This window comes from Parabacteroides sp. PM6-13 (genome assembly GCF_029892605.1).
Classification (GTDB): Bacteria; Bacteroidota; Bacteroidia; order Bacteroidales; family Tannerellaceae; genus QVMG01.
The window spans coordinates 189,468-206,223 of the sequence record NZ_JARXWF010000007.1 but is presented as its reverse complement, the minus strand read 5'-3'; the positions used below and the strand labels follow the sequence as shown (position 1 = coordinate 206,223).

At 43.1% G+C, this 16,756-nt stretch carries 15 protein-coding genes and 1 CRISPR repeat array; of the genes, 12 read left to right on the top strand and 3 right to left on the bottom strand.

Annotated features, from left to right (window positions below; all coding sequences use genetic code 11):
* Positions 1-321 precede the first annotated feature (321 nt).
* The 3 genes from M2134_RS08705 to cas2 are packed head-to-tail and all read left to right on the top strand — an operon-like array spanning position 322 to position 2,323.
* Complete coding sequence (locus M2134_RS08705) at positions 322-1,032, top strand: hypothetical protein (RefSeq protein ID WP_280750823.1); 711 nt, start codon at positions 322-324, stop codon at positions 1,030-1,032.
* 14 nt (positions 1,033-1,046) lie between these two features.
* The gene (gene cas1 / locus M2134_RS08700; protein ID WP_280750824.1) at positions 1,047-1,979 is read left to right on the top strand and encodes a type II CRISPR-associated endonuclease Cas1; all 933 of its coding nucleotides are present in this window, start codon (positions 1,047-1,049) and stop codon (positions 1,977-1,979) included.
* An 11-nt stretch (positions 1,980-1,990) separates the two neighbouring features.
* The gene (gene cas2, locus M2134_RS08695) at positions 1,991-2,323 is read left to right on the top strand and encodes a CRISPR-associated endonuclease Cas2 (RefSeq protein ID WP_280750825.1); all 333 of its coding nucleotides are present in this window, start codon (positions 1,991-1,993) and stop codon (positions 2,321-2,323) included.
* Positions 2,324-2,434: 111 nt separating this feature from the next.
* Positions 2,435-3,325: direct repeats of the CRISPR family, unit length 47 nt; unit sequence ACTGTCTGTAATACATCAAAGATACGATTTTGAAAGCAATGCACAAC.
* A gap of 252 nt (positions 3,326-3,577) precedes the next feature.
* Here the strand turns inward: cas2 and M2134_RS08690 are convergent.
* Together M2134_RS08690 and M2134_RS08685 are read right to left on the bottom strand one after the other, a co-directional pair.
* Positions 3,578-4,945: an immunoglobulin domain-containing protein gene (locus tag M2134_RS08690; protein ID WP_280750826.1), complete on the bottom strand. Its 1,368-nt coding sequence runs from the start codon at positions 4,943-4,945 to the stop codon at positions 3,578-3,580.
* A gap of 459 nt (positions 4,946-5,404) precedes the next feature.
* Positions 5,405-6,766, bottom strand: a complete 1,362-nt coding sequence (locus M2134_RS08685; RefSeq protein WP_280750827.1) for an immunoglobulin domain-containing protein — start codon at positions 6,764-6,766, stop codon at positions 5,405-5,407.
* 221 nt (positions 6,767-6,987) lie between these two features.
* On the opposite strand from M2134_RS08685, the gene M2134_RS08680 reads away from it, so the two are divergent.
* The 9 genes from M2134_RS08680 (at position 6,988) to M2134_RS08640 (ending at position 15,350) form a co-directional block, all read left to right on the top strand.
* The gene (locus M2134_RS08680; protein WP_280750828.1) at positions 6,988-7,176 is read left to right on the top strand and encodes a hypothetical protein; all 189 of its coding nucleotides are present in this window, start codon (positions 6,988-6,990) and stop codon (positions 7,174-7,176) included.
* Between the two features lie 341 nt (positions 7,177-7,517).
* Complete coding sequence (locus M2134_RS08675) at positions 7,518-9,065, top strand: PQQ-binding-like beta-propeller repeat protein (RefSeq protein WP_280750829.1); 1,548 nt, start codon at positions 7,518-7,520, stop codon at positions 9,063-9,065.
* Positions 9,066-9,395: 330 nt separating this feature from the next.
* Positions 9,396-9,623 (top strand): 4Fe-4S binding protein, encoded by a 228-nt coding sequence (locus tag M2134_RS08670; RefSeq protein ID WP_280750830.1) that lies wholly within the window; start codon positions 9,396-9,398, stop codon positions 9,621-9,623.
* Positions 9,623-10,708 carry a 3-methyl-2-oxobutanoate dehydrogenase subunit VorB gene (locus M2134_RS08665; protein ID WP_280750831.1) on the top strand — a complete coding sequence of 362 codons (1,086 nt, stop codon included), beginning with the start codon at positions 9,623-9,625 and terminating at the stop codon, positions 10,706-10,708. Before M2134_RS08670 ends, M2134_RS08665 begins: the two co-directional genes overlap by 1 nt.
* 12 nt (positions 10,709-10,720) lie before the next feature.
* Positions 10,721-10,897 (top strand): hypothetical protein, encoded by a 177-nt coding sequence (locus M2134_RS08660; protein ID WP_280750832.1) that lies wholly within the window; start codon positions 10,721-10,723, stop codon positions 10,895-10,897.
* A 19-nt stretch (positions 10,898-10,916) separates the two neighbouring features.
* Positions 10,917-11,687 (top strand): thiamine pyrophosphate-dependent enzyme, encoded by a 771-nt coding sequence (locus tag M2134_RS08655; protein WP_280750833.1) that lies wholly within the window; start codon positions 10,917-10,919, stop codon positions 11,685-11,687.
* Positions 11,684-12,226 carry a 2-oxoacid:acceptor oxidoreductase family protein gene (locus M2134_RS08650; RefSeq protein ID WP_280750834.1) on the top strand — a complete coding sequence of 181 codons (543 nt, stop codon included), beginning with the start codon at positions 11,684-11,686 and terminating at the stop codon, positions 12,224-12,226. The genes M2134_RS08655 and M2134_RS08650 overlap by 4 nt, the downstream gene beginning before the upstream one ends.
* Positions 12,227-12,300: 74 nt before the next feature.
* Positions 12,301-14,529, top strand: a complete 2,229-nt coding sequence (locus M2134_RS08645; RefSeq protein ID WP_280750835.1) for a putative porin — start codon at positions 12,301-12,303, stop codon at positions 14,527-14,529.
* 11 nt (positions 14,530-14,540) lie between these two features.
* A complete protein-coding gene (locus M2134_RS08640; protein ID WP_280750836.1) occupies positions 14,541-15,350 on the top strand; it encodes a transporter substrate-binding domain-containing protein in 810 nt (269 codons plus the stop codon).
* Between the two features lie 17 nt (positions 15,351-15,367).
* Here M2134_RS08640 and M2134_RS08635 read toward each other — a convergent pair whose 3' ends face one another.
* A complete protein-coding gene (locus tag M2134_RS08635) occupies positions 15,368-16,597 on the bottom strand; it encodes an ATP-binding protein (RefSeq protein ID WP_280750837.1) in 1,230 nt (409 codons plus the stop codon).
* Positions 16,598-16,756: the final 159 nt, after the last annotated feature.

Genomic DNA, 16,756 nt, shown 5'->3' with positions numbered 1-16,756 from the left:
CGTTTATTTATTGGTGGTACAACAAATCTACGACATTAGGGGCGAATCCGAAAGGAGGAAGCCCCTTTACTCAAAATTTTAGTCGGTTAGTAGTGAAAAAAAATAGTAAAAGAACGCTTAAGCCTACATGAGGACGATGCAAAAAAAGCACTATCGTCTATAAAAAAACAGCCTCTTTATTTAGATAGCGATCAAAAGATATTACTTGAATATGCAAGTTGTTTTAAAGAAGAATATGTAAAAAAGTATGAAATAACTCCAAATTTTACAAGAACAAAAGATGTCTTAGACGATAACGTTCGTGACATTCTACGCAAACGATTGGAGAAATTTGGAAACAAGCCTCAAGAGGCATTTAGAGATGTTCAAAAAGGTGATTCTATCATAAAATGGTATGATGACGAAGGATTAATCAGACCTATTCGATCAGTGCGCTGTCATACAGGATTATCAGCGGTTGTTCCGGTAAAAAAAGATGAAGAAGGAAGAGATATTGGATTTGTAAAACCAGGCAACAACCACCATATAGCAATATATATTGATTCTACAGGGAAAAGATTGGAGCATGCTTGTACTTTTTGGCATGCGGTAGAACGAAAAAAATACAATTTGCCTGTAGTTATCAAAAACACGAATGACGTATGGGATATTATTCTATCTCAATCAGAAGGAACATACCCCGAATCCTTTCTAGAAAAGTTACCACCAGCCAATATGACATTGGAGATGAGTTTACAGCAAAATGAAATGATAATACTGGGGGCTGACAAACAGTTGGTTGACGAAATGTTATCAAATAAGGATTACGCTAAATTGAGTGAATACCTTTATGTTGTTTGGAGTTTATCAAATAGCGACTATTGGTTTCGGCATCATTTAGAGACTAAAAACTCAGAGCTTAAGAGTGTAGAAAGTGCTAAAGAAGCAAAGCGTTATTACAGAAGTAATAGTGTCGCATTTTTCATGGCCTTAGCTCCTCTAAAAGTAAAAATCAATCACATTGGTGAAATAGTCGCTATTGGCAATCAATAATAAATGATCTAGTTATGATCAAAAAAACACTATACTTCGGCAACCCTGCCTATCTGAGCATGAAGAACAAGCAGCTGGTTCTTCGCTTACCGGAAGTGGAGAAAAATGATTCTTTGCCAGAATCATTTAAACAAGAGGCTGTTCGGACGGTTCCGATTGAGGATATCGGAGTTGTTGTTTTGGATCATAAGCAGATAACGATCACACATGGTTTGATGGAGGCGCTATTGGCAAACAACTGTGCGATTATTAGCTGCGGTAGTAACCGGATGCCGATAGGCCTACATCTTCCTTTGGATGGAAATTCCATTCAAAGCGAACGTTTCAGAGCACAGATCGATGCCACACTCCCATTGAAGAAGCAGTTATGGCAACAAACCATTCAAGCGAAAATTTCCAATCAAGCTTATGTACTAGGGACATCCCGAGGCGTTATCGTCAAAAACATGGAAGCTTGGGTGAATCAGGTAAAAAGCGGAGACAGTGATAATCTGGAAGGCAGAGCAGCAGCTTATTATTGGGCTAATATGTTTCCTGCAATAGAGGATTTTCGCAGAGATCGAGAAGGTATTCCGCCTAATAATCTATTGAATTATGGATATGCCATACTGCGGGCAGTAATTGCCCGTTCCTTGGTTTCCAGCGGCTTATTACCGACATTAGGTATCCATCACCACAACAGGTATAATGCCTATTGTCTGGCAGATGATATTATGGAGCCTTACCGCCCTTATGTCGATCGGTTAGTGATAGAAATTATAGATTGTGGGTATGAGATAAACTCATTATCCCAAGAAGTAAAAGCAAGATTACTGTCTGTACCCGTTTTGGATGTCATTATTAATGGGAAGCGGAGTCCCTTGATGATTGCAGCCAGTCAAACGACAGCTTCTCTGGCAAAATGTTTTTTAGGCGAATCACGTAAAATAACCTATCCTACATTTTGAATTATTGGGTAATGGAACGTTTTAGTGAATATCGGATTATGTGGGTCTTAGTTTTCTTTGATTTACCAACAGAGACAAAAAAGGAACGTAAAGCTTATGCGGATTTTCGTAAGAAATTGCTCAACGATGGCTTTACCATGTTCCAGTTCTCCATTTACCTGCGCCATTGCGCCAGTCGTGAGAATGCGGAGGTCCATATCCGTCGAGTGAAAGACAACTTACCGCCTTTTGGGCAAATCGGCATTTTATGTATTACAGATAAGCAGTTTGGGCAAATGGAGTTGTTTCAAGCCAAAAAAATAAAAGCAGTTTCGACTCCCTATCAACAATTAGAACTGTTTTGACAGAAAAAAGAATTCCGCCCTTATGGCGGAATTCTTTTTTTACAGACCTTTCATTTTTTTATCCTAAGATTTTCTTTAATACATTGACAGTCTTGCTACTATAACGATTGTACTGTCTGTAATACATCAAAGATACGATTTTGAAAGCAATGCACAACAGTAGTACAACGTAAAGCCTGTCACCACTAACTGTCTGTAATACATCAAAGATACGATTTTGAAAGCAATGCACAACTGCGCTGCGTGAGCGTTGTGATGCCCCTGGACTGTCTGTAATACATCAAAGATACGATTTTGAAAGCAATGCACAACAGAGCCTTAAAGTTGACTATCAAAAACAGAACTGTCTGTAATACATCAAAGATACGATTTTGAAAGCAATGCACAACTAACCTAATACAGGATAAGAAAAGCAAACTACTGTCTGTAATACATCAAAGATACGATTTTGAAAGCAATGCACAACAGATCCCCACCGGTTTATCTTTTCGCACTTACTGTCTGTAATACATCAAAGATACGATTTTGAAAGCAATGCACAACGACTTTCTATCTAAATCATTATCATAAGGAACTGTCTGTAATACATCAAAGATACGATTTTGAAAGCAATGCACAACTTACGACCTGGAAGGAAACCCGATCATGTACTGTCTGTATACATCAAAGATACGATTTTGAAAGCAATGCACAACGCGCAACACAAAGCCTCTGTGATATCCATCACTGTCTGTAATACATCAAAGATACGATTTTGAAAGCAATGCACAACATGCGGATGCGAGAACTATCAAAACAAGAGACTGTCTGTAATACATCAAAGATACGATTTTGAAAGCAATGCACAACAAACCTTAGCAATAGGGTCGGCAAAGTAGACTGTCTGTAATACATCAAAGATACGATTTTGAAAGCAATGCACAACAAGCGAACATTGCAGAAATCGCCGAGCAATACTGTCTGTAATACATCAAAGATACGATTTTGAAAGCAATGCACAACGCTCTGCAAACTCATGCTCAATCTTCATTTACTGTCTGTAATACATCAAAGATACGATTTTGAAAGCAATGCACAACAACTATGAACCTGACTGGACAGGAGGTAGAGCTGCTACCCCATAGTCAGACTATTTTACTACTATCTACATCTAGAATCAGCATTCTAGATGTTTTTTTATGATAAAAATAGGTATTTAAAAAATAAAAAAAAGCCGATACGGAGTACCGCACGGCTTCTTAAATAGATTTGATTTTATTTTACTAAAATCTTTTTTACCATCTTTTGAGGGACTCGTACAATGTATATCCCTCTATTCAGTGGGATTTGTGTTTCTGTCCCAGAGAAGGTTGTTAATAGCTGTCCTTGGAGATTATACACTCCTCCTGTGATAGGAAGAGGTGAAGAAATCATCAATATTCCCTCACTGGTATATATTTCAATACCCGTGTCTTGGATTTCTTCATTTCCCACCAAGGTAGCCTTAAAATAAGCTACCATCAGTCCCCCTTCTTGTATAGGGGGAGTGTTGAAGGTATTTCCTTCCACTAAATAATCCGTGCCCAAGAGATTTACTTTTTCTACTTCATATCCCTCCTGGGGAGAGAGTATAAATGTAAGGGTTTCCCCCTTGGAGACAACCACTTCTCCTGAGGGAGAAATAGAGCCGCCGGGAGAAGAGGTCACAATGATTTTGCATTTCTCCTCTGGCCTAGAAGCCACTGTAACTGTCACTTCCAAGGAAGTGACACTTCCTTTGTGATTTGACACCGTACAGGAATATCTTCCTGTATGAGACGGTAGTGCAGTGACTTTATAAACGGAGCTGGTAGCTCCTGTCACTTTCTTTCCATCTTTGTGCCACTGATAAGTGAGGTTTTTTCCTGTTGCCTCCACAGAGAGCAATAATTCTTCCCCCTCTACTAGAGAGAGAGGAGAAGGATCTTTGGTGATCTTTGGTGGGGTATCTTCTTCTCCTCCTCCTTCCTCATCAGAGAAATTGAGAAGAGGTAAAGGTAGCTCATAGAGGTCGTTCCCAATATTATCCAGCGTGTATAGGACATACTGAGTTTTTCCTTTACCCGTCAAGGTATACTGGGGTTTATTTCCTCCTATTTCTTCGCCATTTTTTGTGATAGCGTTGGAAGAGGCGAAAAACTCTTCTATTTTCAGGAGAACGTTTTCTGTTTTCTTGACCTTGATCTCTCCAGTCCATTCTGAGATGGGTTTGGTTGTAGATCCAACAGTCAAAGTTGATCTAGTCGTGATCCTACGGATATAGACAGTTTTCATTCCTCCAACATTGGGATAAGAATTAGACCATCGTCCAGATTGTCCTACTGAAACGTATTGCTTTTGTTTTTGTTCCAGAGATAATCCTGCCCCATCGGGAGCTCCCCATGAATTTTTCTCTGTCCAATTTTCAAAAGCGATTTCAAATTGCACCTCTGAGGTACAATCTACATAAAATTTTGACTGAGATTTCCAATCTGATTCTGAGATCAGATACTTCCCTCCTACCGTGATCATCGGATTTCCCTTTGAAAAATCCAACTTGGTTTGAGCAGAGATAGTAACGCTACACAGCATCATTACTATCATCAGATACATTTTTGTTTTCATTTTTATTTCCTCCTATTTTATTTGTTTTTATTTTGGGATTTTTTTTAATTTTTGTGGATTCGTTGCGGTAAAGCAACTCATTCGCTGTCTGTAATACATCAAAGATACGATTTTGAAAGCAATGCACAACGCGCAACACAAAGCCTCTGTGATATCCATCACTGTCTGTAATACATCAAAGATACGATTTTGAAAGCAATGCACAACATGCGGATGCGAGAACTATCAAAACAAGAGACTGTCTGTAATACATCAAAGATACGATTTTGAAAGCAATGCACAACAACTATGAACCTGACTGGACAGGAGGTAGAGCTGCTACCCCATAGTCAGACTATTTTACTACTATCTACATCTAGAATCAGCATTCTAGATGTTTTTTTATGATAAAAATAGGTATTTTAAAAATTAAAAAAAGCCGATACGGAGTACCGCACGGCTTCTTAGACAGATTTGATTTTATTTTACTAAAATCTTTTTTGTTATTTTTTGAGGGACTCGTACAATGTATATCCCTCTATTCAGTGGGATTTGTGTTTCTGTCCCAGAAAAACTTGTTATTATCTGTCCTTGGAGATTATACACTCCTCCTATGATAGGAAGAGGTGAAGAAATCATCAATATTCCCTCACTGGTATATATTTCAATACCCGTGTCTTGGATTTCTTCATTTCCCACCAAGGTAGCCTTAAAATAAGCTACCATCAGTCCCCCTTCCTGTATAGGGGGAGTGTTGAAGGTATTTCCTTCCACTAAATAATCCGTGCCCAAGAGATTTACTTTTTCTACTTCATATCCCTCCTGGGGAGAGAGTATAAATGTAAGGGTTTCCCCCTTGGAGACAACCACTTCTCCTGAGGGAGAAATAGAGCCGCCGGGAGAAGAGGTCACAATGATTTTGCATTTCTCCTCTGGCCTAGGAGTAACCGTAACCATCACTTCCTTGGAAGTGACACTTCCTTTGTGATTTGACACCGTACAGGAATATCTTCCTGTATGAGACGGTAGTGCCGTGACTTTATAAACGGAGCTGGTAGCTCCTGTCACTTTCTTTCCATCTTTGTGCCACTGATAAGTGAGGTTCTTTCCTGTTGCCTCCACAGAGAGCAATAATTCTTCCCCCTCTACTAGAGAGAGAGGAGAAGGATCTTTGGTGATCTTTGGTGGAGTATCTTCTTCTCCTCCTCCTTCCTCATCAGAGAAATTGAGAAGAGGTAAAGATAATTCATAGAGATCATTTTCAATATTGTCCAATGTGTACAGGACATACTGAGTTTTTCCTTTGCCTGTCAAAACGTACTGGGCTTTATTGCCTCCTACTTCTTCGCCATCTTTTGTGATAGCGTTGGAAGAGGCAAAAAACTCTTCTATTTTCAGGAGAACGTTTTCTGCTTTCTTGACCTTGATCTCCCCACTCCACTCTGTGATGGGTTTGGTTGTAGATCCGACAGTCAGAGTCGATCTAGTCGTGATTCTCCGGATAAAAATAGTCTTCAATCCATAAATATAAGAATTAGACCATTGTCCAGATTGTCCTACTGAAACGTATTGCTTTTGTTTTTGTTCCTGAGATAACCCTGCTCCAGCGGGAGCTCCCCATGAATTTTTCTCTGTCCAATTTTCAAATCCGATTTCAAATTGCACCTCTGAGGTACAATCTACATAAAATTTTGACTGAGATTTCCAATCTGATTCTGAGATCAGATACTTCCCTCCTACCGTGATCATCGGATTTCCCTTTGAGAAATCCAACTTGGTTTGAGCAGAGATAGTAACGCTACACAGCATCATTACTATCATCAGATACATTTTTGTTTTCATTTTTATTTCCTCCTATTTAGTTTTTATTTTGGGATTTTTTAATTTTTGTGGATTCGTTGCGGTAAAGCAACTCATTCGCTGTCTGTAATACATCAAAGATACGATTTTGAAAGCAATGCACAACAGGAAGAAACAATAGAGTGGAAAATAAATATTAGATTTGCATCAAGCATACAAATTATCTGTATGCTTGGTGTTTTAACATTTGTATCATTAGAAACATGAAAGAAGAATTAACAACGGCAATGCACTCTGAGTTTATCGATCACGAAATAAGCGAGTTTGACCTGCGCATAATGGGGGTGTATGGTGCAATCGCACGTGGCGTCAAGAGAAAAGATGCGTTTCTTGAATACTCTTTATCGGAGAGCGAATACGAAAAACATATATGTAGAGTGCTACACGAATAGAGTGCTTATGAATTTCAGTCAGTAATAACGTATAAAGAAAAAATATGAGTTATTTAACTGCACGCTTGTAGGCTTGATATAGGTATATTATATAACCTATAATCAACCCCCAAGCGAAAATATTTGCTACTATTTTTAAAATAAATTCTATCATTTGAATCCTTTTACTCAAAAATAGGGATAATAACTCAATCCACCACTTTTCTACTCTAAATAATAGTAAAATTTTGAGACACTGTAGTTCCCCTAAAAAGTAATGAGGCATATCGAAACACAAAACACACAAACCTTATTCCCAAAAAATCACTACCTTTGATCAACGAATCAAAGTGTATTGGGTTATGAGGAAAGCATTTATTGCGCTGTTTTTTGGGGTGGTGTGTTGCCTGTTGTTGAGTGCGTCTGACACGGGAGGTCTTTATGGGAATGTGAATAAAAAGGGGTCTATAGAGATTACTTCGCCTGATGGGGAGGGATTTCCTGTGACGATGTCCGGCGCGGTTCCTGTGGTGGTCAATATCTACCATCCTGCTTCCCAGGCCAAAGAGGTAAAATATAGCTGTCTTGTGGATGGCAAGCGGCTTATCAATAATAAAAAACTAATACGTAAGAGCGACTGGACATGGAGTGATATGCTCTATTTAACCAATCGACCCTATGGCAAATCGATCATCATCCGGGTGACAGCTACCTATAAAAACGGTGAAAAGATGGAAAAAGAGCGACGGTTTACCTACAACAACCGAAAACCTCTCGTCAACCTGGACAAGGAGTGGATCAACCTACGGGGTGATGCCCAACACACGGGCATCAGCGAGATCAGCCTCACCACTCCCTTAAGAATGACCTGGATAAATAATATCGGAGCCCATATATCCTTCACCTCTCCGATCATTCACCAGCACAAAGTATTTGTTGCCTCCGTTGATGAAGAACGAAAAGGAAAGGGAGCGGTCTATGCTTTAGACAGCCAGACCGGTAATCTGCTTTGGAAATACCCGGTAAACAATGCGATACGGAACAGCATCGTAGCTGAAAACGGGATCGTATATGCCCAAACCGAACAAGGCAGTCTTTTTGCCATCAAAGCAAGCGATGGCAGCCTGTGCTGGGGAAGGCAACTGCATGTGAACGAGGAGTCGCCACTGATCGACGGTCTTGTCGTTTCCAACGGCGTGGTATATGCCGGAAGTGGTCTTGCTCTCTGTGCCTTAGACGCTAAATCGGGCGATGTGATCTGGCAAAACAGTGGCTGGAATCAGGGCGAAGCCACCGCTGCAACCCCTGTTGTCACAGAAGGAATGCTGGTCAGCTTCTCGCAATCACAAGGTCTTTATGGTAACGATATTCTAACCGGCGAGTTCAAATGGCATACAGACCGGGCGGAACTAATCCACCGTGGTTCTTCACCCGCTTTATATCACGGTTTGTTATACCTCCTTTCCGGTCAATCCCTGTTTGTTATACAACCGGAAACAGGTCGTATCGTAGTGCGCAAAGAATATCCTTTCAGTCTAAAGACCTCCTCTACCCCACTGATGACCGACAAACTGATTGTTTTCGGTTCGGCCACTGAGGGATTGATCGGGATTGACAGAGAAACACTTGAAGTTGTATGGAAGGTACCAACCGGACAGACACTAACACCCATAACGTCCCCGCTACATGACCCCTTGGCAGATGTGGAAAGCAGTTCCGTTCTTTCCGGAGAGATAATATATTTCGGTGCATCCGACGGTTGCCTGTATGGGATCAACAAAGAAAGTGGCGAAGTAGTATGGAAACATGTTGCGGGAGCTCCCATCTTAGGATCGGTAGCTATTTCCGGTAATGCCCTATTTGCTGTCGATTTCGGAGGAAACGTGTATGCTTTTACCACAGCACCATAAAGTCGCCTCCCTCCCATTCTTCACGACGATGATGCAATAATTTGTGTATCAGCCTGCCCCACACGCATAAACAGGGTGAAAAGTGGATCACCACACGCCGCCGACCTTACAAAACGACACACCAAAGAATATTTTCACCCAAAAACCAAGCAAAAAAGCCTTGAAATACAGAGTAACATTCGATTATTTTTGACAAAATGATAGTTCGCCGGGCGATTTTTTTCAAAATTATACGACTTTCTACAAGATTTAATGTTGTTTCCTACAAAAATGATTACCTTTGTTCAATCGTTTGTAATCGACAAAAAACATATTTAAATTTATCGAGTTATGGCAAAAATAAGAGGAGCGGTGGTTGTAAACACCGAGCGCTGCAAGGGATGCGACCTATGCGTGGTTGCCTGCCCGACGGACACGCTCGAGCTTCATCCGCGCGAAGTGAATAACAAAGGGTATCATTATGTTTACATGAAAAACCCGGATAATTGCATCGGTTGTGCCAACTGCGGATTGGTATGCCCTGATGGTTGTTTAACGATCTATAAAGCTAAAGTATAATGTCAGAAGAAATAAAACTATTAAAGGGGAACGAAGCAATTGCCCATGCGGCGATTCGTTCGGGCGCCGATGGTTATTTTGGCTACCCCATCACTCCTCAATCGGAGATTTTGGAAACATTGATGGCAGAGATGCCTTGGGAAACAACCGGCATGGTGGTTTTACAGGCAGAGAGCGAAGTAGCTGCTATCAATATGGTCTACGGAGGCGCTGCCACCGGAAAACGGGTGATGACCTCTTCTTCCAGTCCGGGTATCAGCCTGAAACTGGAAGGTATCTCTTACCTGGCGGGTGCCGACCTGCCCTGTTTAATTGTTAATGTGATGCGTGGCGGTCCCGGTCTGGGAACTATCCAGCCTAGTCAGGCAGATTATTTCCAAACGGTAAAAGGGGGCGGACACGGCGACTATCGCCTGATCACGCTGGCTCCCTCTTCCGTACAGGAAATGGCTGATTTCGTTACCTTAGGCTTTGACCTGGCCTTCAAATATTCCAATCCGGTAATGATTCTGGCAGACGGTATCGTTGGACAGATGATGGAAAAAGTAACACTGCCTCCATACCAAAAACGTCGTACGGAAGAAGAACTACGCAAAGAATGCCCCTGGGCCTCTCAAGGCAAACCGGCAGACCGTAAGCCCAATGTGATTACCTCATTGGAACTCGACCCGGCAGTGATGGAAGAGAACAACAATCGTTTCCAGGCGAAATACAAGAAGATTGAAGAGAACGAAGTACGCTATGAGGAGTTTATGTGCGATGATGCCGAATACCTGTTGGTTGCCTTCGGTTCTTCAGCACGTATCTGTCAAAAGGTAGTGGAACTGGCACGCGAAGAGGGTATCAAGCTCGGTCTCTTGCGTCCTATCACCCTATGGCCTTTCCCAACGCAAGCCATTGCAACCTATGCTGACAAGGTGAAAGGAATGCTCTCCGTTGAATTGAATGCCGGACAAATGGTGGAAGACATCCGCCTGGCTGTCAATGGCAAAATAAAAGTGGAACACTATGGCCGTCTCGGAGGAATTATCTTTACTCCGGATGAAATACTCCAAGCACTAAAAGACAAAATCATCAACGCATAAACCCTTTATACAATGAGACGAGGAAGCCGGTTAGACGAGTTGTTTACCTTATTATTTATGGTATTGGCCATAGGCGCTGTTATCTGCTTTTTTGCCCTACGCGGCGACCGGACATGGTTTCTCATTCTGGGAGGCATTGCGATTGTTTTACGAGTAGTGCAGTATGTAATGCGATACTTTAGTAAATAAAAAAGAAGTTTAAAGAGATATGGAACTCAATGAAATAATTAAACCGGAAAACCTGGTTCATACGAAACCCCGGTTAATGAACGATAATCCCATGCACTATTGCCCGGGATGCAGCCATGGTGTTATACACAAACTAATCGCGGAAGTTATTGACGAAATGGGGCTTGCCGAAAAGACCATCGGAGTTTCTCCGGTAGGCTGTGCCGTATTTGCCTACAACTACCTGGATATCGACTGGATTGAAGCGGCTCACGGACGTGCTCCTGCTGTTGCAACCGCTGCCAAACGATTAAACCCTGACAAAATGGTATTCACCTATCAGGGCGACGGCGACCTGGCAGCCATCGGTACCGCCGAAACGATCCATGCGGCTAACCGTGGAGAAAACATCGTGATTGTGTTTGTCAACAACGCCATCTATGGTATGACTGGCGGACAAATGGCACCCACCACACTGGAAGGCATGGCCACATCAACCACTCCATACGGACGTTCGATCGAACTGAATGGCCATCCATTGAAAATAACCAATCTGTTGGCGCAGCTCGAAGGCACCTGTCTGGTAACCCGTCAAAGCGTGCATACGGCAGCCGCCGTGAAGAAAGCGAAGAAGATGCTCCGCAAAGCATTTGAAAATGCGATGAACAAAAAAGGAACATCCATTGTAGAATTTGTTTCGACCTGTTCTTCCGGTTGGAAAACAACTCCGGCGAAAGCAAACGACTGGATGGTCGAAAACATGTTCCCATTCTATCCATTAGGTGACTTAAAAAACAAAGAAGAAGCATGAAAGAGGAAATAATCATTGCAGGTTTCGGTGGACAAGGTGTATTGTCCATGGGGAAAATATTAGCCTATTCCGGCTTGATGGAAGGAAAAGAGGTAACCTGGATGCCTTCTTACGGCCCGGAACAACGGGGAGGGACAGCCAATGTGACTGTGATCCTGAGTGACGCACCCATCAGCTCGCCTATTCTGAATCAATACGATATAGCGATCGTACTAAACCAGCCTTCGCTCGAGAAGTTTGTAGGCAAGGTAAAACCGGGTGGTATCCTGATCTATGACGGATATGGTATCAATACGCCTGTCACCCGCACCGACATTCAGGTTTATCGCGTAGACGCGATGGACGCTGCGACGGAAATGAAGAACGAAAAGGCCTTCAACATGATCGTATTGGGCGGACTGTTGAAAATCGTTCCAATGGTTAAACTGGAAAACGTATTGTTAGGGCTGAAGAAGTCGCTTCCGGAGCGTCATCACAAACTGATTCCGATGAATGAAGCCGCCATCAAAAAAGGAATGGAAATTATTCAAAAAGTATAATCCAGTCAAAAAAGATGATAAAGATAAAGGGCGTTCTTGTGTAGGAACGCCCTTTTGTTATATCTTTGCAAACGATGAAGAGGAGTGTTTATATATCATTAATCATACTCTGTATAACGTTATCGGTGCAGGCGCAGGATCGTTCGTCACGAGGTGGAGGAGGAGGTTTTTCGCTTGCCAATCTATCGAAAGTACAAAACGCAGACAGTATCCAGACAGATACATTGGCGCTATCCGACCAGGTGACGGCTTTGCGCCTCAGCCCTTATGTCGGGCAGGCTTATGTGGCACCTATGGATACCGCCCGATTGAATTTCGGACAAAGCACACTCGTTGAAGGGCAAGGATTAGCCATGGGATACCTGGCAAACCTGGGTTCTCCCGCACAATCCCGTTTGTTTCATGAGCGCAAAGAGAGCCGCGACTTTATCTTTGCTGATCCTTTCGACAACTACATTGTCACGCCCGAGAACGCCGATTTCTACGATGCCAAAGTGCCTTATACCAATATTCTTTACTCCTTTGCCGGAGGCGATCAGCAAAAAGAAGAAAGACTGAAAGGGATTATGACCGTCAGCTTTGGAAAGAAAATCAATATCGGCGGGGAACTGGACTATATCTATAGCCGCGGGCATTATGCTTCCAACGGAAACAAACTCTTAAGCTACCGCTTTTTCGGCAGCTTCCTGACAGACAAATACGAAGCGCGTGCCTACCTAAGCAACTACAACTTTGTTACTTACGAGAACGGAGGGCTGCGTGACGACAACTGGATCTACAACCCGGAAGAGATGAACACCAGCGGACGCGCCGTGACGACCAAAGACTATGCCGTTCGCTACAACAACGCCTTCAATCGCGTCAGAGGCAAACAATATTTCCTGACACATCGCTTCAACTTAGGATTTTACCGGATGCTCGACGCTCCTATTCAGGGTGCAGAAGAGAATATGGAAGAACTGAGTCACGAAGAGGATGAACACGAAGGACACGACCACGAACACGCGCATAACGCAAGTATACCTCCCAGTGGCAACGATGGCGAACCCGAAGAACCGCGCCGCCAGTTTGTCCCGGTATCCAGCATTGTTCATACGCTGTTTTACGAAGATAATCGTCGCCATTTCACCACCAACGACCAAACAGGGATAGACACCTGCTATAATTTCCCGGGTAAGAGCAATCCCGGAAGCATGGTGTTCTACGATATGTCGCCCACATTGCACGACCGTCCCTCCTCCTGGAAGCTGCGCAACACCTTTGCCCTCTCCCTACGGGAAGGATTCCAGAAATGGGTCAAATTTGGATTATCCGCCTTCGTCACTCTGGAACAAAGAAAATATGAGATGCGCAACAGCCTTCCCGGTCTTGAGTTCGACGAATACAATAATCATAACTTCCACTTCACGCCCGGAGCTCCCGGTATCCTGGATGGCTCTCTTTCAAAAACATACGATGAGTTCTCTACCTATATTGGCGGAGAGCTGAGTAAATCGCGTGGAAGTGTACTCACCTACAATGCCCGGGGAGAATTATGCCTCGTCGGGGACGACCTGGGCGAGTTTCGTATCACGGGGGATGTTCAAACCCGATTCAAACTGTTCGGCAAAGAGGCATCGATCAAAGCGGAAGGGTATGTAAAGAACGTAACACCCGCCTTTTTCACACGGCACTACCTCTCTCGCTATTACCGGTGGGACAATAACTTCCGCAACGAAAAGCAAATGTATGTCGGAGGATCTGTCAACATCGAGAAAACCAGAACGACCCTGTTTGCCGGTGTGAACAGTATTCAGAACTACGTCTACTTCGGAAGCGAGGGAGTGCCCCTGCAAAACGACGGCAACCTGCAGGTCATCACCGGACGGATAAAACAAGACTTTAAGTTCAAAGGATTTGGCTGGGAGAACGAAGCAGCCTATCAATTGAGCAGCAACAAGGAGGTGATTCCACTTCCTGAATTGAGCCTATACACCAATATGTATGTTCATTTTAAGCTGGCCAAGGTGCTCACCATCCAGTTAGGAGCAGACGCACATTATTTCACCTCCTACTATGCGCCCTATTACGAGCCTGCCACCCAGCAGTTCCAGTTACAGACAGAAGACAACCGAAAGACAAAGGTCGGCGATTACCCGTTGATCAATGCCTACCTGAACTTCCATCTGAAGCAGACCCGTTTCTTTATTATGGGTTACAATGTCGGAACCATGTTCCTTGATCCTAAACACTTCTCATTCGCACATTATCCGCTGAATCCATTTGTGCTGAAATTCGGTATTTCCGTGATGTTCAACAATTGATTTCCCTTCGTATGAAATCCAGAAAGCTCCTGTTTTTGTATGCTTTCCTATTGCTTTTGGTGGTAGCCACCATGTTTCTTTTAAGGAAACCCAAAGAGGTTGCCCGCGACTTAGTAGAGATAAAACAAGAGGGCATCTTACGCCTCATCACCGAATACAACCCGACAGGCTATTATGTAAGCGGCGATACAATCGAAGGCTTTCAGTATGAATTAAGCCAGGCTATTTCAGACATCTCCGGCCTGCAGGTGGAGATCCAATTGGAGATGAACCTAACCAAAAGCTTTGAGAAGCTCAACGAGCGGACGACAGATATTATCGCCCGAAATATCCCGTCTACCACAGAATTAAAAGCCTCCTACCTCTTCACCGACCCGGTTCTATTAAACAAACAGGTATTGGTGCAACGCACCTCTAAAGCGAATCACGGGATCCTGCCTGTACGCAATCAACTGCACTTAGCGAAGAAGCAATTATATGTACCGGCTGAATCACCGGCTATTTTGCGCCTGCGCAACCTGGAACAGGAGATTGGAGATACGATACACATCATAGAAGACCCACTCTATTCCTCGGAGCAACTGATCATCATGGTGGCCAGCGGAGACATCGACTACGCGGTCTGCGATCAGCCCATCGCCCTGCATATGCAAGAGCAATTCCCGGAAATCGATATCAATACAGACATCAGCTTCACCCAACTGCAGTCGTGGGTCGTGCGCAAAGAATCTCAAGAACTGTTAGACAGCCTCAACCACTGGTTCGCCCGCATAAAAGAAAGCGGGATGTATAATCAGATATACTCCCGCTACTATAAATAAACTAATTAGGTAGATTGTTATTCTTCGCTTGACGGATCATGAGAAGGCAGCGTGAAAGAGAAGGTCGATCCGACACCTTCGGTCGAGTCTACTTCCAGTTTACCACCCATTTTGGTTACCAATCCCTGACAAATAGCCAGTCCCAGTCCAATACCTTCCGCATAGTCATTCACTTTGGCAAAACGGCCGAACAACTGTTTCTGCTTCTCTTCCGGAATACCTAAACCGGTATCTTTCACATAGAAACATAGTTGTCCATCCGGCAAACTCTTATACCCGATGGTGATCGACCCTTTACGCGTATGCTTGATCGCATTGTTGGCCAGGTTGGTAATCAACTGCAACAAACGTACGGGATCCGTTCCGAACAGACATTCTTTTTGCTCCTTTTCCAGAATCAGTTCCACACCGCCCGGCATGCGCAAACGGGTAGAGGCATAAGCCGAATCAACCAGATCGTTTACATCGATGTTTTCATACGAAATCTTCACCACATCGGCTTCGATTTTCGACAGGTCAAGAATATCATTGATCAGCTGCATCAGCATCTGATTGTTGGTTTTGATCACATCATAATAGGCCATACGTTCTTCAGCCGAATCGGTAAAGGCCATAATTTCCGCAAAACCGGTAATCGCGTTCAAAGGGGTACGGATCTCATGGCTCATATCCGCCAGGTATTTCGACTTCATCCTGTCAGCCTTTTCCATTCGATCGACCAACTCTTCCATCGTCAGCTCTTGTGACTTCCGGGCATCGATATCGGAAGAGCAGACCAATACGGTGGTTGTTCCATCCTCTTCTTTTTCATAAAGATAAATGATATATTCTCGCCAGACAAACCGGGCATGTTCCGGAAATTTAACAAAAGCTTCAAATTTCACCTCCTGCTTGCCCTCTTTCACTACGGACAAGAAATTTGCCATAAAAGTCTCACAGCTCTCTTCATCGAAAACAGAGATATAATGCTCCCAATTTATCAAAACCGGACGCTCCGCATCCTCTACCCAATGGTAAAGAATGGTCACTTCCGTATCCTTATAATCTTTCGTATGAGGATTAATTTTTAATAAACTTGCATGAATATCATTGGCCTTAAAAGCAATTCTGGAAAGAAGACGCAATCGTTTCAGCGTTTCTTTCGGATCCTCATTTTCCCCGGATAAAATCGTTAGCCAATTAGGATTGCTGTTCGCTCCTTTTATCGCATCCGTCTGAAGAAGTTTCTGTTCTTCATTACATTTCATATCACACCCCTTTTACTTCAATTTCAAATAAAGTATAAAGGTATTCCATTATTCTCAAACAGCCAACAAAAAAAGAGAAAACTTTCGAAGAGGCAAAATGCAATTTGCTTTTGACCTCCGATAGGTGGTATTTATATTTTTGTTCATCAAAATGACATA

Bases quoted from the DNA above. Each gene is read 5' to 3' on its own strand.
- cas1 (WP_280750824.1), top strand. From the start codon at position 1,047: ATGATCAAAAAAACACTATACTTCGGCAACCCTGCCTATCTGAGCATG.
- cas2 (WP_280750825.1), top strand. From the start codon at position 1,991: ATGGAACGTTTTAGTGAATATCGGATTATGTGGGTCTTAGTTTTCTTT.
- M2134_RS08690 (WP_280750826.1), bottom strand. From the start codon at position 4,945: ATGAAAACAAAAATGTATCTGATGATAGTAATGATGCTGTGTAGCGTT.
- M2134_RS08685 (WP_280750827.1), bottom strand. From the start codon at position 6,766: ATGAAAACAAAAATGTATCTGATGATAGTAATGATGCTGTGTAGCGTT.
- M2134_RS08680 (WP_280750828.1), top strand. From the start codon at position 6,988: ATGAAAGAAGAATTAACAACGGCAATGCACTCTGAGTTTATCGATCAC.
- M2134_RS08675 (WP_280750829.1), top strand. From the start codon at position 7,518: ATGAGGAAAGCATTTATTGCGCTGTTTTTTGGGGTGGTGTGTTGCCTG.
- M2134_RS08670 (WP_280750830.1), top strand. From the start codon at position 9,396: ATGGCAAAAATAAGAGGAGCGGTGGTTGTAAACACCGAGCGCTGCAAG.
- M2134_RS08665 (WP_280750831.1), top strand. From the start codon at position 9,623: ATGTCAGAAGAAATAAAACTATTAAAGGGGAACGAAGCAATTGCCCAT.
- M2134_RS08660 (WP_280750832.1), top strand. From the start codon at position 10,721: ATGAGACGAGGAAGCCGGTTAGACGAGTTGTTTACCTTATTATTTATG.
- M2134_RS08655 (WP_280750833.1), top strand. From the start codon at position 10,917: ATGGAACTCAATGAAATAATTAAACCGGAAAACCTGGTTCATACGAAA.
- M2134_RS08650 (WP_280750834.1), top strand. From the start codon at position 11,684: ATGAAAGAGGAAATAATCATTGCAGGTTTCGGTGGACAAGGTGTATTG.
- M2134_RS08645 (WP_280750835.1), top strand. From the start codon at position 12,301: ATGAAGAGGAGTGTTTATATATCATTAATCATACTCTGTATAACGTTA.
- M2134_RS08640 (WP_280750836.1), top strand. From the start codon at position 14,541: ATGAAATCCAGAAAGCTCCTGTTTTTGTATGCTTTCCTATTGCTTTTG.
- M2134_RS08635 (WP_280750837.1), bottom strand. From the start codon at position 16,597: ATGAAATGTAATGAAGAACAGAAACTTCTTCAGACGGATGCGATAAAA.